Origin of the sequence: Acinetobacter sp. TY2 (genome assembly GCF_046269225.1) — a bacterium.
In the GTDB taxonomy this organism is placed as follows: Bacteria; Pseudomonadota; Gammaproteobacteria; order Pseudomonadales; family Moraxellaceae; genus Acinetobacter.
This window is the reverse complement of sequence record NZ_JBJZOR010000040.1, coordinates 1-17,300: the sequence shown is the minus strand read 5'-3', so window position 1 is coordinate 17,300 and position 17,300 is coordinate 1. Positions and strand designations below refer to the sequence as shown.

Here is a 17,300-nt window from a genome sequence, read left to right as displayed (position 1 = left end):
TACCGTACAAGCAAATCATTATTGCATCGGGTGAAGGTGCGAAAGCGGCGTTATCTGCTTTTGATTATATGATGCGTAATGGACAGTAAGTGTTTAACTAGAATGTAATTATTTCATTCTCTTTAAAGAAAATAACCCCATATATAGCCTCCTATTTTAAATTATAGGAGGCTTTTTTAATGCGTGAATTTTAATCTACAAATTAAGATATATTATCCACTCGCAAATACTTTCGTATCCTTATCAATTAAAACTAAAGAACAAAATCAATCATTAAGATAAACCAATCATTAACAAATTTTTATTTTTATTTTTCGTATAACTTGTTTATATTAAATTGTCCATCGTGTTATGGATCACAATAATAGCTCAATAAAGGTAAAATAAATGAATAAGTTACTTGTTGCTTTAGGTCTTGCTGCTACTGTTGCGCTAGTAGGTTGTAACAAAGAAAAGGCGCCTGAAACAGGTGCGACAGCAGGTCAGCACTTAGAAAATGCTGCAACTCAAGCGGGTCAAGATCTTCAAAATGCCGCAAGCGATGCTGCGAATGCAACTGCAACTGCTGTAGATAACACAGCTGCTGCAACTGTAAATGCCGCAGATCATGTTGCAAATGCTGCAGATCATGCTGCTACAGCGACTGTAGATGCCGCTAAAACTGCAACTGCAACTGCTGCTGGTGCAGTTGAACAAGGTGCTGCAGATGTAAAAGAAGCTGCTAAGAACTAATTTTTAGCATTTTATTTTTTATTCATTCAAAATAAAAAAAGGCAAATCTTTATGATTTGCCTTTTTTAATGTATTCAATTTATCATAACTATATCAAAATGTTTCATTTAACTTAAAGCTTAGGATCACGCATTTGTACTAAAGAAGTATTGGCTTTCGCTAAGCTATCAACGACTTTACTCAATATCGATGGAATTAATGTATCTGCCATTTGTACTGCTTGTAGACCTAGCTTTTCACCCAAAGTTGGTTTACGGCGTGTTTGAATTACATAGACATCATGTTGTGCCAGTAAACCCAACAAATATTCATCAGATGTTTTCAATTGATCCACAAGATTTAAGCCTTTTGCATCTTGCCCATACCAATGCTCACCTGTTGCCACTTTTTCAACATTCAATTGTGGACGGTATTTTTCGATAAAATGCTTAAATAAAACATGCGTTTGTTGCAATTCTTCTTCGAACTTAGCTTTACCTTCTTCAGTATTTTCACCGAACATAGTCACTGTACGTTTAAATTGCCCTGCCGTATACAGTTCAAAATCGACATGATGCTCTTTCAATAAACGATTAAAATTCGGTACTTGTGCAACTACACCAATAGAACCAACGACAGCAAATGGCGCCGAGATAATCTCAGTAGCAATACATGCCATCATATAACCACCACTTGCAGCAACTTTATCGACACAAATGGTCAAATGAAAACCTGCATCACGTAGACGTACCAATTGAGCAGCAGCCAATCCATAACCATGCACTGCTCCACCCGGACTTTCCAAGCGAACAACTACACGATCTTTACCTGCTTTTGCCGTGGCTAAAATCAGGGTAATTTCTTCACGTAAATTTTCTACAGCTGATGCTTGTATATCGCCTTTAAAATCTAAAACATAGATTTTTTGGTTGTTCTTTTTACGTGCTCGAGCTTCCTTCGAAAGCTGTTGTGTTAATTGTAATAATTCAAATTTAGAAGCAGTTGTTTGTGCAATTTTTTTGCGTTGTTCATTAATACGCTCATTTAAATGACTGATGCGAATTTCCGCAGGAACTTTGGGTAAATGAAATAACATAGAATTTATAATCTCTAAAAATAATACACATATTTAATTTAGATTAGGTCAATGCAGAATTTTTTCAATAGTCATTTGTTTTTTATTCTGTTAATGTAAGTCACTTCGCTCTAGTGCTTGATATTGTCTGTTGATCTCTGCTGAAGCAAATAGTCTAAAGTATAGCCAAAAAACAGCATAATATAAAAGAGCTATCACCCCCGCGCTAATCGGCCACCATGCTTGAATGAATAAACCTCCCCGCCTAGAATTTCCACTCGGTACAATAAACGCGTAGATCATAATCAAACCTACAATCATCAGAATTAAAAATACTCTTTCCGACCACAAACCCACAAGATACTTTTTCTTTCCATGTTTCACAGCCAAATCATGTTTATATTTTTTAAATATTGCATGTGCTTTCACATATGTATACCAATGTTGTCGAACCTTATAATGCTGCATTTTGTGCTTAAAAATAAAATATAGTATTGGTCCCATGCAAGAACTAACAATCACAAAGAGATCATACAACCAACGATGATAATTACTCATACTTTTGCTTTGTGAAGTTGGGAATAACCCTATATATGGAATGAAAATCGCTAGACAAATACTCACAAAAACCATTGCTAAAGCGAAATACTCTGCAACGTATTTTGTCGAAAAAATAGAAATGTATAGGTTGCTTTGTGCTTCCCGCATAATATTCAATCTTTTTTGTTCTTCACTTATTGCAATCACTCTTGTTTATCGCCATGTCAGTAACTTATCCTAACAAAAAACAGAGCCATAAAGCTCTGTTTTTAAATATTTTTAAATTTAAATCATCTAGTGAATTTTTAAAACCACTATATCAGATTAACCAAAACGACCTGTAATATAAGCTTCAGTTAGTTGATGATCAGGAGAAGTAAAGACTTTTTCAGTCGCATTGACTTCAATTAAATCACCCAAATGGAAGTATGCAGTACGGTCTGAAACACGTGCAGCTTGCTGCATCGAATGCGTCACAATCGCAATGGTATATTGTTTCGACAATTCAGAAATCAGTTCTTCCACTTTTGCCGTTGCAATTGGATCGAGTGCCGAACAAGGCTCATCCATCAAAATGACATCTGGGCTGACTGCAATGGTACGTGCAATACATAAGCGTTGTTGTTGACCACCAGATAAACCTGTACCAGGTTGATTCAAACGATCTTTCACTTCATCCCACAAGCCCGCTTTACGTAAACTATTTTCAACAATTTCTTCCATGTCATATTTATCACGTGCAAGACCATGTAATTTAGGCCCATAGGCAACATTGTCAAAAATTGATTTTGGAAATGGATTGGGCTTTTGAAATACCATCCCTACTTGTGCACGTAGTAAAACAACATCTAAATTTGGATCATAAATATCCTGATTATCTAATAACACTTTACCTGTAACACGACATGAATCAATCGTATCATTCATACGGTTCAATGTACGTAGGAACGTTGATTTCCCACAACCTGAAGGCCCAATAAATGCAATCACTTCATGTTCATAAATCTGTAAATCAATCCCTTTAATCGCTTCAGCTTCATCATAATAGACATGTACATCATTTGCGCTGAGTTTGACTGTAGGTTGTTTTGCAGGCTGTGGTACAGGTGCATCAAACTGTGAAGCCAAAGATACACTTGCTTGTTTTTGTCTTGTTTCAGCCGAAGTAAATTGCGATGGATCTGAATTCACGTTGTTATCCTGTTCAAGCCTATTCGTATTACCCTGTTCAAGGGCGTTTTTAGTGTCTACGCTATTCATAATATGCTCTCATTTACCAACGAACTTCAAATTTCTTACGTAACCAAACTGCAAGACTGTTTAAGCCCACCATTAGTGCAAGTAAAACAATAATTGCCGCCGCTGTACGCCCTTCAAAGAAGTTACGTAGTTCATTGCCCTGCCATAAATACACCTGAACAGGTAATGCCGTTGCCTGATCCATTGGAGATACAGGAATATTTGCAACAAAGGCACTCATACCAATCAGTAACAATGGTGCCGTTTCACCCAATGCATGTGCGATACCAATAATTGCACCAGTCATAATTCCCGGCATTGCCAAAGGTAAAACATGATGGAAAGTTGTTTGAATACGTGATGCACCAATACCCAACGCTGCTTGGCGAATGGATGGTGGAACAGCTTTTAATGATGCTCGTGTAGTAATAATCACCGTCGGTAAAGTCATTAAACTTAAAACTAAACCTCCGACTAAAGGTGCCGAAATAGGTAAATGCATCCAACCAATAAAGATGGCAGCACCCAATAAACCGAACACAATTGAAGGTACAGCAGCAAGATTATTAATATTGACTTCAATAATGTCAGTGATGAAATTTTTTGGTGCAAATTCTTCAAGATAAATCGCACTTGCCACACCGAGTGGAATCGCGATTGCAATCACGATGAGCATCATAAACAGCGAGCCCATGAATGCACCTGCCAAACCTGCGGTTGCAGGAGAACTGCGAGAATCAGGATTAGTAAATAATTGAGTGTTAAACGTCCGCTCAATAATACCTTTGGCAGCCAAATCATCTGAAAGTTTACGAATTTCAGGACTTAATTGTTGCTGCTCATCGGGTAAAGTACGGTCAATATTTCCAGCGAGCCAAACATCAATATTGGCATCAGCAAGGAAATTGATATCAATTTTTTTCCCAATCATCGCAGGATCTTTCATCACCATATCACGGACACGATAGGCTTCTGAACTCGTATAAATTTCACTCAGCTCATCTCGTTGCTTTTCAAGTGCAGGATCTTTGGCAATAATACCATTCACAATCAAAGCATCCCAATCGACCATACCCATTTTGGTTTGCCAATCGACAAAGCGCTCTTCAAACTGTGCAGGACTTTCACCCACTTTCTGTGTCGGTCGTGGTCCAACATCAATTACAGCAGGATCAAAATATACAGGAACAGTCATACTTGCTTGCCAAAATGCAGGCATTCCCTTGTACATAATGCTAGTAAAGAGTATTGCGACAAATGCCAAACCAATAATGACCGAACCCAACCCTACAATGCGGAATATTTTTTCTGTACGATGACGCTTTGCCAAAGAAGATGCAATTTTGGCTTTACGCTTTTCTCGTTGCTCTGCCGCAACACGTGGGTCAAATACCTGATCCACGGAAGATGTATTTGATGTACTCATTCGTATTGCTCACGGTATTTGCGCACGATGTACAGTGCAATAATATTCAGACATAGCGTAATCACAAACAAGGTTAAACCGAGTGCAAATGCGACCAATGCTTGCGGACTTGCAAAATCTGTATCACCAGTTAACTGTTTCACAATGGTCACTGTAACTGTTGAAACTGCTTCAAATGGATTGGCATGTAGTAAAGGGCTGTTCCCTGCGGCAAGTACCACGATCATGGTTTCACCGACCGCACGAGAAACAGCAAGTAAAAATGCTCCAGTAATGCCGGGTAAAGCCGCTGGCAAAACAACGCGACGAATGGTTTCAGACTTGGTTGCGCCTAAACCCAATGAACCATCACGCAGTGAACGTGGCACTTGGGTAATAATGTCATCTGATAATGATGAAACAAACGGGATAATCATAATGCCCATGGCAAAACCTGCAGTTAATGCACTCGTGGCATTAATTTCAAGTCCAACCGTTGCGCCCAATGCTTTAAATACGGGTCCAAGCACCATCATGGCAAACACGCCATATACAATGGTTGGAATCCCCGCTAAGACTTCAATGGCAGGCTTCGCCCATGCACGAAAGCGTGGAGATGCATATTCAGCCAAATAAATTGCAATCATCAAACCCAATGGCACTGCGACCAAAAGTGCAATCGCACTGATCATCAAGGTACCCCAAAGCAGGGGAAGCAAACCATAACTACCTTCAGCATTACCCGAGGTACTAAAACCAGGATTCCACTCTGTACCAAAGAAAAAGTCAATTGGACTAACAAATTTAAAGAAGTGCAATGCTTCAGAAAACATTGACATCACAATGCCAATAGTGGTCAAAATAGCCACGCTTGAACATAAAATTAGAGCGACATTAATTGATTTTTCAACCTGATTACGGGCACGATATTGTTGGGATATTTTTTTCTTTGCCCATAATAACCCACCAATGGCAACACAAATCACCACCGCAAATTTGGCATAATTACCAATCTGCTGAATGTTTGAAAGTTGTTGCGCCGCTGCAAGCTCATAAGCTGCAGGAGTATCGGTGACACCAAAACCTGAAGCAATCGCCTGAACACGATCAACCAAAACATTAACACCCGCTTCATCGAGTCCTGATGCAATAGTCGCAGGTACATTTTGTAAAATATAATGTTGTAAAATGCTCGGTTCAACAATGTTCCAAACCAACAAAATTAGAAATGCTGGAATACCACACCACAATGCGACCAAAGCACCATAGTAGCCTGGTCGTGAATGTAAAATTGCCGAATTATTTCCTTTGCCCGACAGGCTTAGACTTTTTCTTAGTCCAATTTGATATGCAACTGCCACCAAAGCCAGCAAAACACCAATGAGGAGCAGATTCATATATTCTCCACTATTTTTCTACTTAATGTTTTAATGACTTGATGCTTAAAATACGTCATGTCCTAAATACTCAAAGTTGAAAAATGCTACTTAGCAAAAAAGCTGATGGCTCATCATTCAACCATCAGCTTCGTTATTATTTCTTACTTCACGCCTTGACCCGCTTTAAACGCTGCAAGTACTTTTGCACGTTCTGCATCAGACATTGAAATTAGACCTGCTTTATCTAGTTTTGAACCTTTACCTGAAACCTTTTTATTTAAGAAGTATTCAGTGAACTGAGATAAGCCCTTAATTGATTTCAAGTGTTCACCTTTTACATAAAAGTATAAAGGACGAGATACAGGATAAGAACCATTCAAAATGGTTTGCTCAGAAGGAACGACATTATTCACTGTTGCCACACGTAACTTGTCACGGTTTTGATCATAGAAACCCAAACCAAAGACACCAACTGCACTTGGAGATGTTTTCAAACGTGCCAATGTTTCTGTGTAGTCCCCTGCAATTTCAATTACTTTACCGTCTTTACGGAAGTTTGAGCAGGCTTTCTTCTGTGCATCTTTATCTAGCTTTTTGAAGTAATCGTAAGATTCACATCCTGCTTCAACCATTTTTTCTTGGAACACTTCACGTGTACCATGATTCGATGCAGGAACAACTAAAGTAATCGGTTCATTTGGTAATGATTTATCAATTTGATTCCAACGCGTATATGGGTTTGGAACAAGTTTACCATTGGATGGTAACTCAGCGGCTAAAGCTGCAAATACATGCTGTGGACGTAATTTATAGGCAGCTTTTGTTGAGTTCGATGCAAATACAATACCGTCATAACCAATTTTAATTTCTAAAATTTGATTCACGCCTGCTTTTTTACATGCTGCAATTTCAGTATCTTTAATTTTACGTGACGCATTTGCGATATCAATTGTATTATCACCCACGCCTGAACAGAATTGTTTCAAACCCGCAGAACTACCACCTGAGCCAACTACAGGTGCTTTAAACTGTGGGAATGTGTTACCAAATTCTTCCGCTACAATACTTGCATAAGGAAGTACAGTCGAAGAACCTGCAATTTGAATGGTATCACGAGCTGCATTTGCTGCAACGGTTACCCCAGAAACTGCCAAAGCCAGTACGATATGATTTAAGCGCATTCTTTTCTCTCTTTATCAATTGCGGTATTGAAGTACGCCACGAATAATTGTTGTGTACTTTTCCATGACCACATTTTGATTTTAAAATATGACAATTAAGTGACAGTTCTATGACGCTTTGATGATGGATTAATTTTTAATATGACTATTGAATTTCTAAGACCAAATAAAATTAAAAAAACAATCAAATAAAATCCATTGATACACATCACACTATGAAATATTAAAATTTTAAATCACAATATATCTAGCACCAGATAATGTAGATAAACTAAATAAAAACACAGATAAACATAACTCATTTAATTTTTATACAATTAAATCAATAGTATAAATTCAAGAAAATATAATATAAAATTTATTTTTTAATAAAATTAAAAATATAAGATGTTATATTTGAAGTATATGAAAAAGCGTAGGTTAAACTGAGCATCGAGCAGATGTAATAATTAGTGTATAAACTTTCTTGTAAGGTCATACCATTATCGGCATTTTTTGGTCAACCCACTTCCAAAGCAGCACCAAAGATTGATTTTATTGAACTCTTAATCTCTGAAAAGTATAAAACTTCACCTGAATTTTTTAATGTTATGGATTTCATATGAAAATATTCATCCAAATAAAAAACTCATTAATAAGTTCAAACAAATTGGGATCATACTAGGGCAACTTTTAGCTAGTAAAAATAAATACAAACTGACTTCTTTAAAGGTCAGCTACCATCTGCAAAATCATTTTGATCAATGAGCATGTACGCTATACCACAAAGTCTATTTATGCAAATGGACTGAATCATAATTTAATTAACTCATCTATGATTCCAAATCTGACAAAAAATCTAGATAGCTCAGTCACGCTATACTTACAAAATGAAGCACCAAGTTCGGATAAAAAAGCCCATTAGCTTCCTACAACTATTGGAGTATTTGCATCCATCATACGTATTTCTTGGCCTGAGCAAAGTATTATTGATGGCACATGGAAAGAACCAAAGTTGGTAAAAATACCATAATCATATAGATCTTAATCTAATCCGCTATAAAAAAAGGAGCTCTATAGAGCTCCTTTTTTTATGTTCTACAACAACAAAGACATTAATCTAATGCTGTCACATAAGTACCATCAGCAATTGGCCCTTTAATACGATCAGCCTCTGCAAGCACAAGTGCAAGCAAGTTTTTCACGTTATCTAAAGTTGCTACTGGGCTTAAAGTCGTCATTTTCAAAGATTGATTTTGACCGACTTTAGTCACACCAATGTTTGCTTCGCCACGAGCAAACAATTCATCTGCTACGTTTTGATTGAGTGTATCTAATAATTCAACAGGATAACCTGTAGGAATCACACGGAATAACACCGATGCAAACTGAGGATCAACGAGCATTTCTAAGCCATCAGTTGCAGTAATATAGGCTGCAACATCACGCGTTAAAGTTACACCATGATCAATCATTGAACCATAAAGCTCTTCACCTAATGCTTCCACCGTCATCCACAATTTCAACGCGTCGAAACGGCGTGTTGTTTGTAGTGATTTCGACACAAGGTTCGGTACGCCATGCTCTTCATCATAAGCCGAGTTCAAGTACTCAGCTTCATAATGCATGAAACGATAGTTCGCTTCATCTTTAAGCAAGAATGCACCGCACGAAATAGTTTGGAAATAATGCTTATGGAAATCAAGCGTAATCGAATCAGAAAGTTCAATACCATCTAACATATCACGGAAATCATTCGATAAAATTAAAGCACCACCCCAAGCCGCATCGATGTGCATCCATGCGCCATATTTGTTGGTGATTTCACGAATTTCTTTCAATGGATCAATAGCACCTGCATCAGTTGTACCTGCAGTTGCCACTACACATGCCACAATCTTACCTTCTGCTTGAAGATGAGCCATGGTTTTTTCGAGTGCATCAACATCCATCTGAGCATTTTCGTTCACAGGAACAGTTACGACAGATTGGAAGCCCATACCCATCATCGCCATATTCTTTTGTACTGAAAAATGTGCATTTTCAGAACAAATCACTTTAACGTTACGCATTGCGTCACCTGGTACGCCATCACGCTGAACAGACCACGGATTACCGTTTTCATCTTTCCAGTTTTTTGCGATGCATGCATCACGTGCTAAAAGTACGCCCATAAGGTTTGACTGTGTACCACCCGAAGTGAATACACCTGCCTGACCTGCACCATAGCCTACTTTTTGACGTAACCAATCAATCAACTGAACTTCCATCAAAGAACCCGCAGGACTTTGATCCCATGAATCCATCGATTGGTTCGTCGCATTGATGAGTACTTCTGCGATTTGGCTTGTCACCATTGTTGGACAATGTAAATGCGCTAATGAATGCGGATGGTGAACTTTTAAACTTTTGTTTAAAAATAATTCCACCATACGATCAAGTGATTTTTGTACACCCATACCTTCTTTTGAAGGGTTAAATGCAATTGCACTACGTAGCTCTTTTATGCTACCACCAGTATACATTTTATCGTTTTGCAACCATGCAGAAACGGCTTTTACCGCCTCGCCCATCACTGACTGATAGTCAGCAATGGATTGTGCATCATTGCAGAATAACGCTTTACGATGTTCTGCAAAATCAACCATATTATGCGCCTCGAGTAGCAACTAGAGCTTCAGCAATTGCTTTCTTAAAGCGAGCCACAGCTTCTACACATTCATCATGTGTAATAATCAATGGGCAAAGTAAGCGAATGACTGTGCCTCCACGACCACCTTTTTCTAACAACAATTTGTTGTTAAAACAAGCTGTTTGAATCGCTGCTGCCAATTGTGAGTCACCCGGAAGTGAACCCATATGGTCTGCTTTCTGGCGCTCATCTACAATTTCAACACCAAGCATTAAACCACGACCACGAACATTACCAATACATGGGAATTCAACCGCTAATTTTTTAAATTCAGCTTGTAAAAAATCACCACGTTCTTGCGCATTTTGGGCAAGGTTTTGTTCTTGAATGGTTTTGATCGTTGCAAGACCTGTACCCATTGCAAGTTGGTTACCACGGAAAGTACCCGTATGACCAGCAGGCTGCCAAGCATCAAACTTACGTTTAATCCCTAACACTGCAAGTGGTAAGCTACCACCCACTGCTTTAGACATCACCACAACATCAGGCTCAATACCCGCATGTTCAAAGGCAAACATTTTACCTGAACGTGCAAAACCTGCTTGTACTTCATCAAGAATCAGTACGATGTTATGACGCTCAGTCACTTCCCGGATTTTTTGCAACCATTTTACAGGTGCTGTTACCACACCGCCTTCTCCTTGAATCGCTTCAAGAATCACAGCTGCAGGTTTAGTTACACCGCTTTCAACATCCTCAATGAAATTTTCAAAGAAATACGTTAAAGCATCTACACCCGCTTCACCACCAATGCCGAGTGGGCAACGGTATTCATGTGGATACGGCATAAACTGTACGCCTGGCATTAAACCATTTACCGCATTTTTAGCAGATAAGTTACCTGTCATTGCCAAAGCGCCGTGCGTCATACCATGGTAACCACCAGAAAAACTGATGACCGTGTTACGACCTGTATAGGTTTTTGCCAATTTAATTGCAGCCTCTGTACCATCTGCACCAGATGGACCACAGAACTGTAAGCAATACTCAGCTTTACCACCTGGCAATTGCTCAAGTAGTGCTTCGGTAAATGCATCTTTTAAAGGCGTTGTTAAGTCCAAAGTATGCAACGGTAAACCGCTTGCAAGTGTGTCTTGGATACTTTGAATTACCGCAGGATGATTATGGCCTAATGCCAATGTTCCTGCCCCAGCTAAACAATCGAGGTACGTTGTACCTTCAACATCAGTAACCCAACACCCTAAAGCTTTTGCTATGGCCAACGGCAATTTGCGTGGATAGCTACGAACATTGGATTCCATCTGACTTTGGCGAGTTAAATAGTATTCGTTAGTAGAATTAGGGGCAGGATTTACAGAAGAAACGCTCATATCGAATTACCATCTCTGATATGGGTTGAAAGAAATAAGTCGGGTGACTTGCGGTCCTTTGACTCGGTGCTTTATAGAGAACTTAGTTAAAAAATTTGTATGTTGTTTTTAACCAAGAGCGCGATGATACAGTTTTTTGCAAAAAAATAAATAGCATTTATCTACTTATCTCCCTGAACTTGATTGAAAAAAACATTCACTTCAAGCCGAACTCTCATTATCTTTTAAATAGATGACAATAGAACGAAAATATTAAAACAGAATATCTTCAACTTTTCACCTTCACAACTTGATCATTATTGCGTCATTTTTAGAATAAACAAATGATTAAAAAGTAAATTTCAAATAAGTCATCTTTGCAAAAGAAGACCATTCTGAAACAAATTCACCACAAAATATGCATCGATCCACCTTCAATGCCAATTAATATTTCAATCAGTTTACTACGATTATCTGTGTATTTTTTAGGAATTTTTTTATGCGTTTACTGACTGCTTTCACTGCACTACTTAGCATTGTTACTGCAACAAGTGTTTTTGCCGATGACAACTCGCTCAATTACAATATCGCAAATGTACAAGCAGATGCGACACGCCAAGTCTCTAATGATGAAATGCATGCCACCCTTTTTGTTGAAAAAAGCCATAAGCAACCTGCCGAACTATCTGCTCAAATCAGCCAATTGATGAACCAAGCTACGGCTTTAGGTAAAAAATTTCCAACAGTTCAATTGAAAACAGGCTCACAAACCACTTACCCGATTTATGACAATGACAATCAAAAACTAAAAGAATGGCGTGGTCGTGCTGAAGTCCAAATCGAAAGTAAAGATTTCAAAGCTGCAAGCCAACTCATTAGTGAACTGCAACAAAGCTTTCAAACAGCTTCAATTAACTTTACTGTTTCAGATGAACAGCGTAGCAAAGTTGAAAATGAGCTCATTGCAGAAGCATCAAAAAACTTTCAACAGCGTGCTCAGCTCCTAGCTCAAGCGTGGAATAAATCGGGCTATAACCTTGTCAGCATTAACTTAAATACAAGTAACTTTTATCCTCAACCGATGATGATGCGTGCAAGTATGGCGAAAATGGAAATGGCGGACTCAGTACCTGTACAAGATGTTTCAGCTGGAGAATCAAAAATTACCGTGAGTGCAAACGGATCTATTCAGTTTAAATAAAACAATACATAGTATCATTTCAGTGTATAGCTCTCTCTAATGTCAATATTTAAAACAAAGACCGCATATTGTGCGGTCTTTGTTTGCTTTTAATGATAAAAAAATCAATAAGACTCTAAACTTATCGCTAATCATCGAGTTTTCAGTTAACTCAATCTAATTCATTAGGTTTTTCGCATGAATAATATTTTTAATGCTCGATTAAATCTATATAAGCTAAAGTAAAATATAGCATTGCTAGCTTTTTGCATAAAAAGTAACTAAATGACAAGAAAGTACAGTCATTATTTATAAATTGTATTGCCAAAAGCCTTTTTTATTTATATTATGGCGCCCATGGAAGCGTGGCAGAGCGGTTGAATGCACCGGTCTTGAAAACCGACGAGGGTGTGAGTCCTCCGTGAGTTCGAATCTCACCGCTTCCGCCAAATTTAAAGCAAAAAAGCCCTGACAATGTCAGGGCTTTTTTGCTTTAAATTATCCTTTAATTCATCTATGCATACCAATTATTATTATTTTTTTTATAAATTGATCACAAGAATATTCAAATGACCGTCTTCATCCATTTCTATAATAAAAAAGCCACTTTCAACAAGAAATCATTAAAAGTAGCTAAATATTTGAAAAATGTTTTACTTTTTAAATGGAAAGGCATATTTCACAATGCGACCAAGAACTTGGCCATACTGCTTAAATAAACTCGCATTGTTATAATTCAATCCATATTTTTCACATACAGCTTGCACTTTTGGTGCCATTTTACGGTAACGACGTGCAGGAACTTCGGGGAATAAATGATGTTCAATTTGATGACTCAAATGACCTGTCAAAATATGAAAAGCTTCCGAACCTGTAAGATTTGAAGAACCTCTAATTTGACGCATATACCAATGCCCACGACTTTCATTTTGTAAAACAGATTTAGGAAAAACCTCGACATCTTTGGTGAAATGTCCACAAAAAATAATACTAAATGTCCACACATTCCGTATGCCATTGGCAACCATATTTCCCGTCAAAACAGGTAGTGCTGCGGGACCTGCAATGAGTGGGAAAAAGAAATAATCTTTAAAGAATTGTTTACCAATTTTCTTTTGTGTTGGTTTCCATTCTTCTTTCAATTGCGCCCAAGTTTTACGTTTGTAAAAAACTTTACCAATTTCTAAGTTTTGAATGGCAACCCCCCATTGGAACAACAAGCAAAATGGAATGGCATACAAAGGTTGCACCAAATACCCGGGCTTCCAACGTTGTTCAGGAAATAATCGTAGCAATCCATAACCAATATCATCATCCATACCTTTAATATTGGTATAGGTATGGTGTTTAAAGTTATGGGTTTGACGCCAATTGTCTGCTGTACCGACAATATCCCACTCGTAATTAGTACCATTAAAACGTGGATCATTCATCCAATCATACTGTCCATGCATGACATTATGACCAAGTTCCATGTTTTCCATAATTTTAGCAAAACCGAGTAAACCCGTACCTATAATCCATGCTGGTGGGAACCAACCTGCAAATAAACATGCACGACCTAAAATACTGCTATAACGGATTGCAGCATAAACTTTCTTAATATATTGGGCATCTTTTTCGCCAATATCATCTAAAACCTCTTGCTTAATAGCGTCTAACTCTCGTGCTAAACCGTCTAACTCAGACTGAGTGAGCTCACGATTTTTAGGATTGGTGAAATATTGAATTTTAACTGGCATATTCATGATAAAGCTCGCTTAACTTTATAAAATTAAATATCGATAACTAAATCGGTTTGTGCTGAATTAACGCAAATTCTGAGCAAATTGTTGGGTTCCATATTTTCCTGACCATTGACTAGATTTTTCGTTGAACCCTGTGCTTTATTACACGCACATTTATTGCAAATACCCATGCGACAACCGTGTTGTGGTTTAATATTTTGCTGCTCTAAACCTAATAAAATGGATTGACCTTTTGGAATCGCCACTACTTTATTTGACTGCGTTAATGTCACATTAATGAAGCCAGTTTCTTCCGAAATAATTGGTGTTAAACTAAATGCTTCACTTTTAAATTGTTGTGCTTTTTTAAATAACTGTTCTGCTGTCGTTACAAAACCCGATGGCCCACATACATAAACTATACTTTTTTCTAATGATTGAATTTGATCTAAATACTCAGCATTCAATCGAGCATCGCTAGGATTTTCTTGAGTATAAAATACGTCAAATTTAAAACTTGGATATTGCTCTGCTATTGTTTCGAATCGCATTTTAAATACAGCATCTTGATTCTTTTTAACCCAATACATTAACCATACAGATTTCTGTCCTAAATGACCAAGTTCAGCCAACTTTTTGACCAAGCTATACATTGGTGTAATACCACTGCCTGCCGCCAATAAAACTAGCGGTTGCTCAGTCTTTGGAATCAACATTTCACCATAAGGTTGACCAAATTCAAGGACATCACCAATTTGAGCAGTTTCAGTCAACCATTGACTAACAATGCCTTCCGCGACTTTTTTAACCGTTAATAAAACACGATGAGCATCTAGTTGCGTCAAACTATAAGTGCGTTCATAGCGACGTCCATTTACTTCTACAATTACGGGATGGTGCTGACCTGCTTGTCCCATTTTAAAATGACGATTGACCTCAATCGTTAAGCTAATAGTGTCTTGAGCAGATTGATTCTTCTCAATAATTTTTCCAAGTGCCTGATGAATTGACCACAATGGATTAATTTTTTGTAACCAAAAGTTAGTATGATGACGTCCAACAACCATTTCAAATATTGAATTTATAGGAGATTTTTGCTTAGCAATAGCGTGCATATCTGCTCATTATTTGACTGAATTTTAATTATTATACACATGTATATATATTTGTATATACATGTGTATTGTATCATTCCATTTCATATTCTCTGTTCAGAAGCTATAATGCCTTAATTCTATGAATCTCTTATATATATGAACCGCATGTCACCATCTAGCCCTTCTGATATTTCCATTTCTGATGAAACAGATTTAGAAAAGTTGCCACCACGTACTGTGGGTCGAAAAGCAACAATCACTAAAGAAGAGCTGTTCCAGGCTGCGCTTAATTTAATTGGTTCACAGAAAAGTATTGCATCTCTTAGTTTGCGTGAAGTCGCTCGTGAAGCTAGCATTGCACCAAACAGTTTTTATCGACATTTTAAAGATATAGATGAGCTTGCGATTGAACTTATTGAGCGTTCAGGTTTAGTTTTACGTCAGATTTTACATGAAGCACGCTTGAAAGCATCGCCGAAAAACAGTGTGATTCGCAGTTCGATTGAAGTATTTCTTGAACAATTAGATGCCGATGAAGGTAATCTTAGTCTACTATTGCGTGAAGGTTACACTGGTTCGACATCATATAAGCAAGCTGTTGATCATCAGCTTAGTTTCTTTCAACAAGAATTACGAGATGACCTAATTCGCTTAGAGCGTTTGAATAATGGTAAATTGGCTTATCCTGAAATTGCAGCAAAAGCCATTACTCAATTGGTATTTAATATGGGGGCAAAAGTCATCGATTTGGCAGCGAACGAACGTAAGGAAGTAGCTGAACAAACCATTATTATGATTCATATGATTTTAGAAGGTTCACGTCATTTAGATCACTCAAGGACGCGTTAAAATCAATCATCATTCTTATTTAATAGATGAGACCTTTATTGTTTTTGCAACATAAATAGCATTGGTTTGTGAGTTTACTTCAAGTTTTGATCAATATTTTTAATATGTGAATTCACTTTTAAATTAGCGAAATGTTTAAATATAGCTCTACTTAACCTACAAACTTGCTGGTAGAGTAAACTCTTTTTTTCGTGTCCAACTTCGTTTATGTAATGTCTTTGACATAACGTGATAGCCAACAGCGTAAGTAAAATATTCTCAAAGAAGGAAAGTATATCCTTGGCTTAAGAAAATATTGTTGTTCCTATAAGGTTATTAAAATATTAAATACGAGAGCATTTACCTGTGTAGTTTGATTTAATTGTTCGGTATTTGTCTCAAGTAAAGTCCAATTATCCAACATTACTCTAAAAATATGGAGCACCCTACATACCATAGATATATGATGAACTTCTTTATAGAAATGCATCATTTTTTTGCATAAATCGACTGCATCAGTTTTAGTATTTCTTGGAAAAGAATATTTTTATATCGTAGCGTATATTGAATAATTAGTTATATAGACGCATTAAAAATTTCAGACAGCACTCTACTCTGTTCTTGATCACGACTCAATAAATACAAAAATCGTAAAGTTGCCCTAATTTGAAATATGGCTAAAGCCAATTTTCAAAACATCAAGCTTTTTTAATTATTACAGATATTTGTATCATTACAAGCAATCCAACCAGTAATTCTATTACCATTTTTATTGGTAAAACTTATATTTAGCCATTTAGAACTGATATCTTTAACGGTGAATTCATCATTTTTTATCAGATACCCTAAATGACTAAATGAAAATTGACTATTCTCATTAATATGATATACGCTGAATTATCAGGAGACTTTCCCTTGGGAGATTCTAGGCAGCCAACTTATAAAAGTCTTCGGCCA

At 37.2% G+C, this 17,300-nt stretch carries 13 protein-coding genes, 1 tRNA gene and 1 pseudogene; 5 read left to right on the top strand and 10 right to left on the bottom strand.

Annotated elements, in window-relative coordinates; all coding sequences use genetic code 11:
• Together ACK1JC_RS16260 and ACK1JC_RS16255 are read left to right on the top strand one after the other, a co-directional pair.
• Positions 1-89: pseudogene (locus tag ACK1JC_RS16260) on the top strand (pyridine nucleotide-disulfide oxidoreductase); the annotation flags it as partial.
• A 298-nt stretch (positions 90-387) separates the two neighbouring features.
• Positions 388-732, top strand: a complete 345-nt coding sequence (locus ACK1JC_RS16255) for a hypothetical protein (protein WP_409512888.1) — start codon at positions 388-390, stop codon at positions 730-732.
• 112 nt (positions 733-844) lie between these two features.
• Here the strand turns inward: ACK1JC_RS16255 and sohB are convergent, their stop codons facing one another.
• From sohB to ACK1JC_RS16215, 8 genes are all read right to left on the bottom strand, one after another.
• Complete coding sequence (gene sohB, locus ACK1JC_RS16250) at positions 845-1,807, bottom strand: protease SohB (protein WP_409512887.1); 963 nt, start codon at positions 1,805-1,807, stop codon at positions 845-847.
• A gap of 90 nt (positions 1,808-1,897) precedes the next feature.
• Positions 1,898-2,533 (bottom strand): hypothetical protein, encoded by a 636-nt coding sequence (locus ACK1JC_RS16245; protein WP_409512886.1) that lies wholly within the window; start codon positions 2,531-2,533, stop codon positions 1,898-1,900.
• A 117-nt stretch (positions 2,534-2,650) separates the two neighbouring features.
• Entirely contained in the window at positions 2,651-3,586 is a 936-nt protein-coding gene (gene pstB / locus ACK1JC_RS16240; RefSeq protein WP_409512885.1) for a phosphate ABC transporter ATP-binding protein PstB, read from the bottom strand.
• 13 nt (positions 3,587-3,599) lie between these two features.
• Positions 3,600-4,991, bottom strand: coding sequence for a phosphate ABC transporter permease PstA (gene pstA, locus ACK1JC_RS16235; protein WP_409512884.1), 1,392 nt, complete (start codon positions 4,989-4,991; stop codon positions 3,600-3,602).
• Positions 4,988-6,367, bottom strand: a complete 1,380-nt coding sequence (gene pstC / locus ACK1JC_RS16230) for a phosphate ABC transporter permease subunit PstC (protein WP_409512883.1) — start codon at positions 6,365-6,367, stop codon at positions 4,988-4,990. Before pstC ends, pstA begins: the two co-directional genes overlap by 4 nt.
• Positions 6,368-6,510: 143 nt before the next feature.
• Positions 6,511-7,530, bottom strand: coding sequence for a substrate-binding domain-containing protein (locus ACK1JC_RS16225; RefSeq protein WP_409512882.1), 1,020 nt, complete (start codon positions 7,528-7,530; stop codon positions 6,511-6,513).
• 1,094 nt (positions 7,531-8,624) lie between these two features.
• The gene (locus tag ACK1JC_RS16220; protein ID WP_409512881.1) at positions 8,625-10,157 is read right to left on the bottom strand and encodes a pyridoxal phosphate-dependent decarboxylase family protein; all 1,533 of its coding nucleotides are present in this window, start codon (positions 10,155-10,157) and stop codon (positions 8,625-8,627) included.
• Between the two features lies 1 nt (position 10,158).
• Positions 10,159-11,532: a diaminobutyrate--2-oxoglutarate transaminase gene (locus tag ACK1JC_RS16215; protein WP_409512880.1), complete on the bottom strand. Its 1,374-nt coding sequence runs from the start codon at positions 11,530-11,532 to the stop codon at positions 10,159-10,161.
• 478 nt (positions 11,533-12,010) lie between these two features.
• On the opposite strand from ACK1JC_RS16215, the gene ACK1JC_RS16210 reads away from it, so the two are divergent.
• Both ACK1JC_RS16210 and ACK1JC_RS16205 read left to right on the top strand, forming a co-directional pair.
• Entirely contained in the window at positions 12,011-12,712 is a 702-nt protein-coding gene (locus ACK1JC_RS16210; protein ID WP_409512879.1) for an SIMPL domain-containing protein, read from the top strand.
• 338 nt (positions 12,713-13,050) lie between these two features.
• A tRNA-Ser gene (locus ACK1JC_RS16205) sits at positions 13,051-13,140 on the top strand.
• A 204-nt stretch (positions 13,141-13,344) separates the two neighbouring features.
• On the opposite strand, the gene ACK1JC_RS16200 is transcribed toward ACK1JC_RS16205, so the two are convergent.
• The gene (locus tag ACK1JC_RS16200) at positions 13,345-14,439 is read right to left on the bottom strand and encodes a fatty acid desaturase family protein (RefSeq protein ID WP_409512878.1); all 1,095 of its coding nucleotides are present in this window, start codon (positions 14,437-14,439) and stop codon (positions 13,345-13,347) included.
• A 26-nt stretch (positions 14,440-14,465) separates the two neighbouring features.
• Positions 14,466-15,533, bottom strand: a complete 1,068-nt coding sequence (locus ACK1JC_RS16195; protein ID WP_409512877.1) for a ferredoxin reductase — start codon at positions 15,531-15,533, stop codon at positions 14,466-14,468.
• A 147-nt stretch (positions 15,534-15,680) separates the two neighbouring features.
• On the opposite strand from ACK1JC_RS16195, the gene fabR reads away from it, so the two are divergent.
• Positions 15,681-16,364 (top strand): HTH-type transcriptional repressor FabR, encoded by a 684-nt coding sequence (fabR, locus tag ACK1JC_RS16190; protein ID WP_409512876.1) that lies wholly within the window; start codon positions 15,681-15,683, stop codon positions 16,362-16,364.
• The last annotated feature ends 936 nt before the right edge of the window (positions 16,365-17,300 follow it).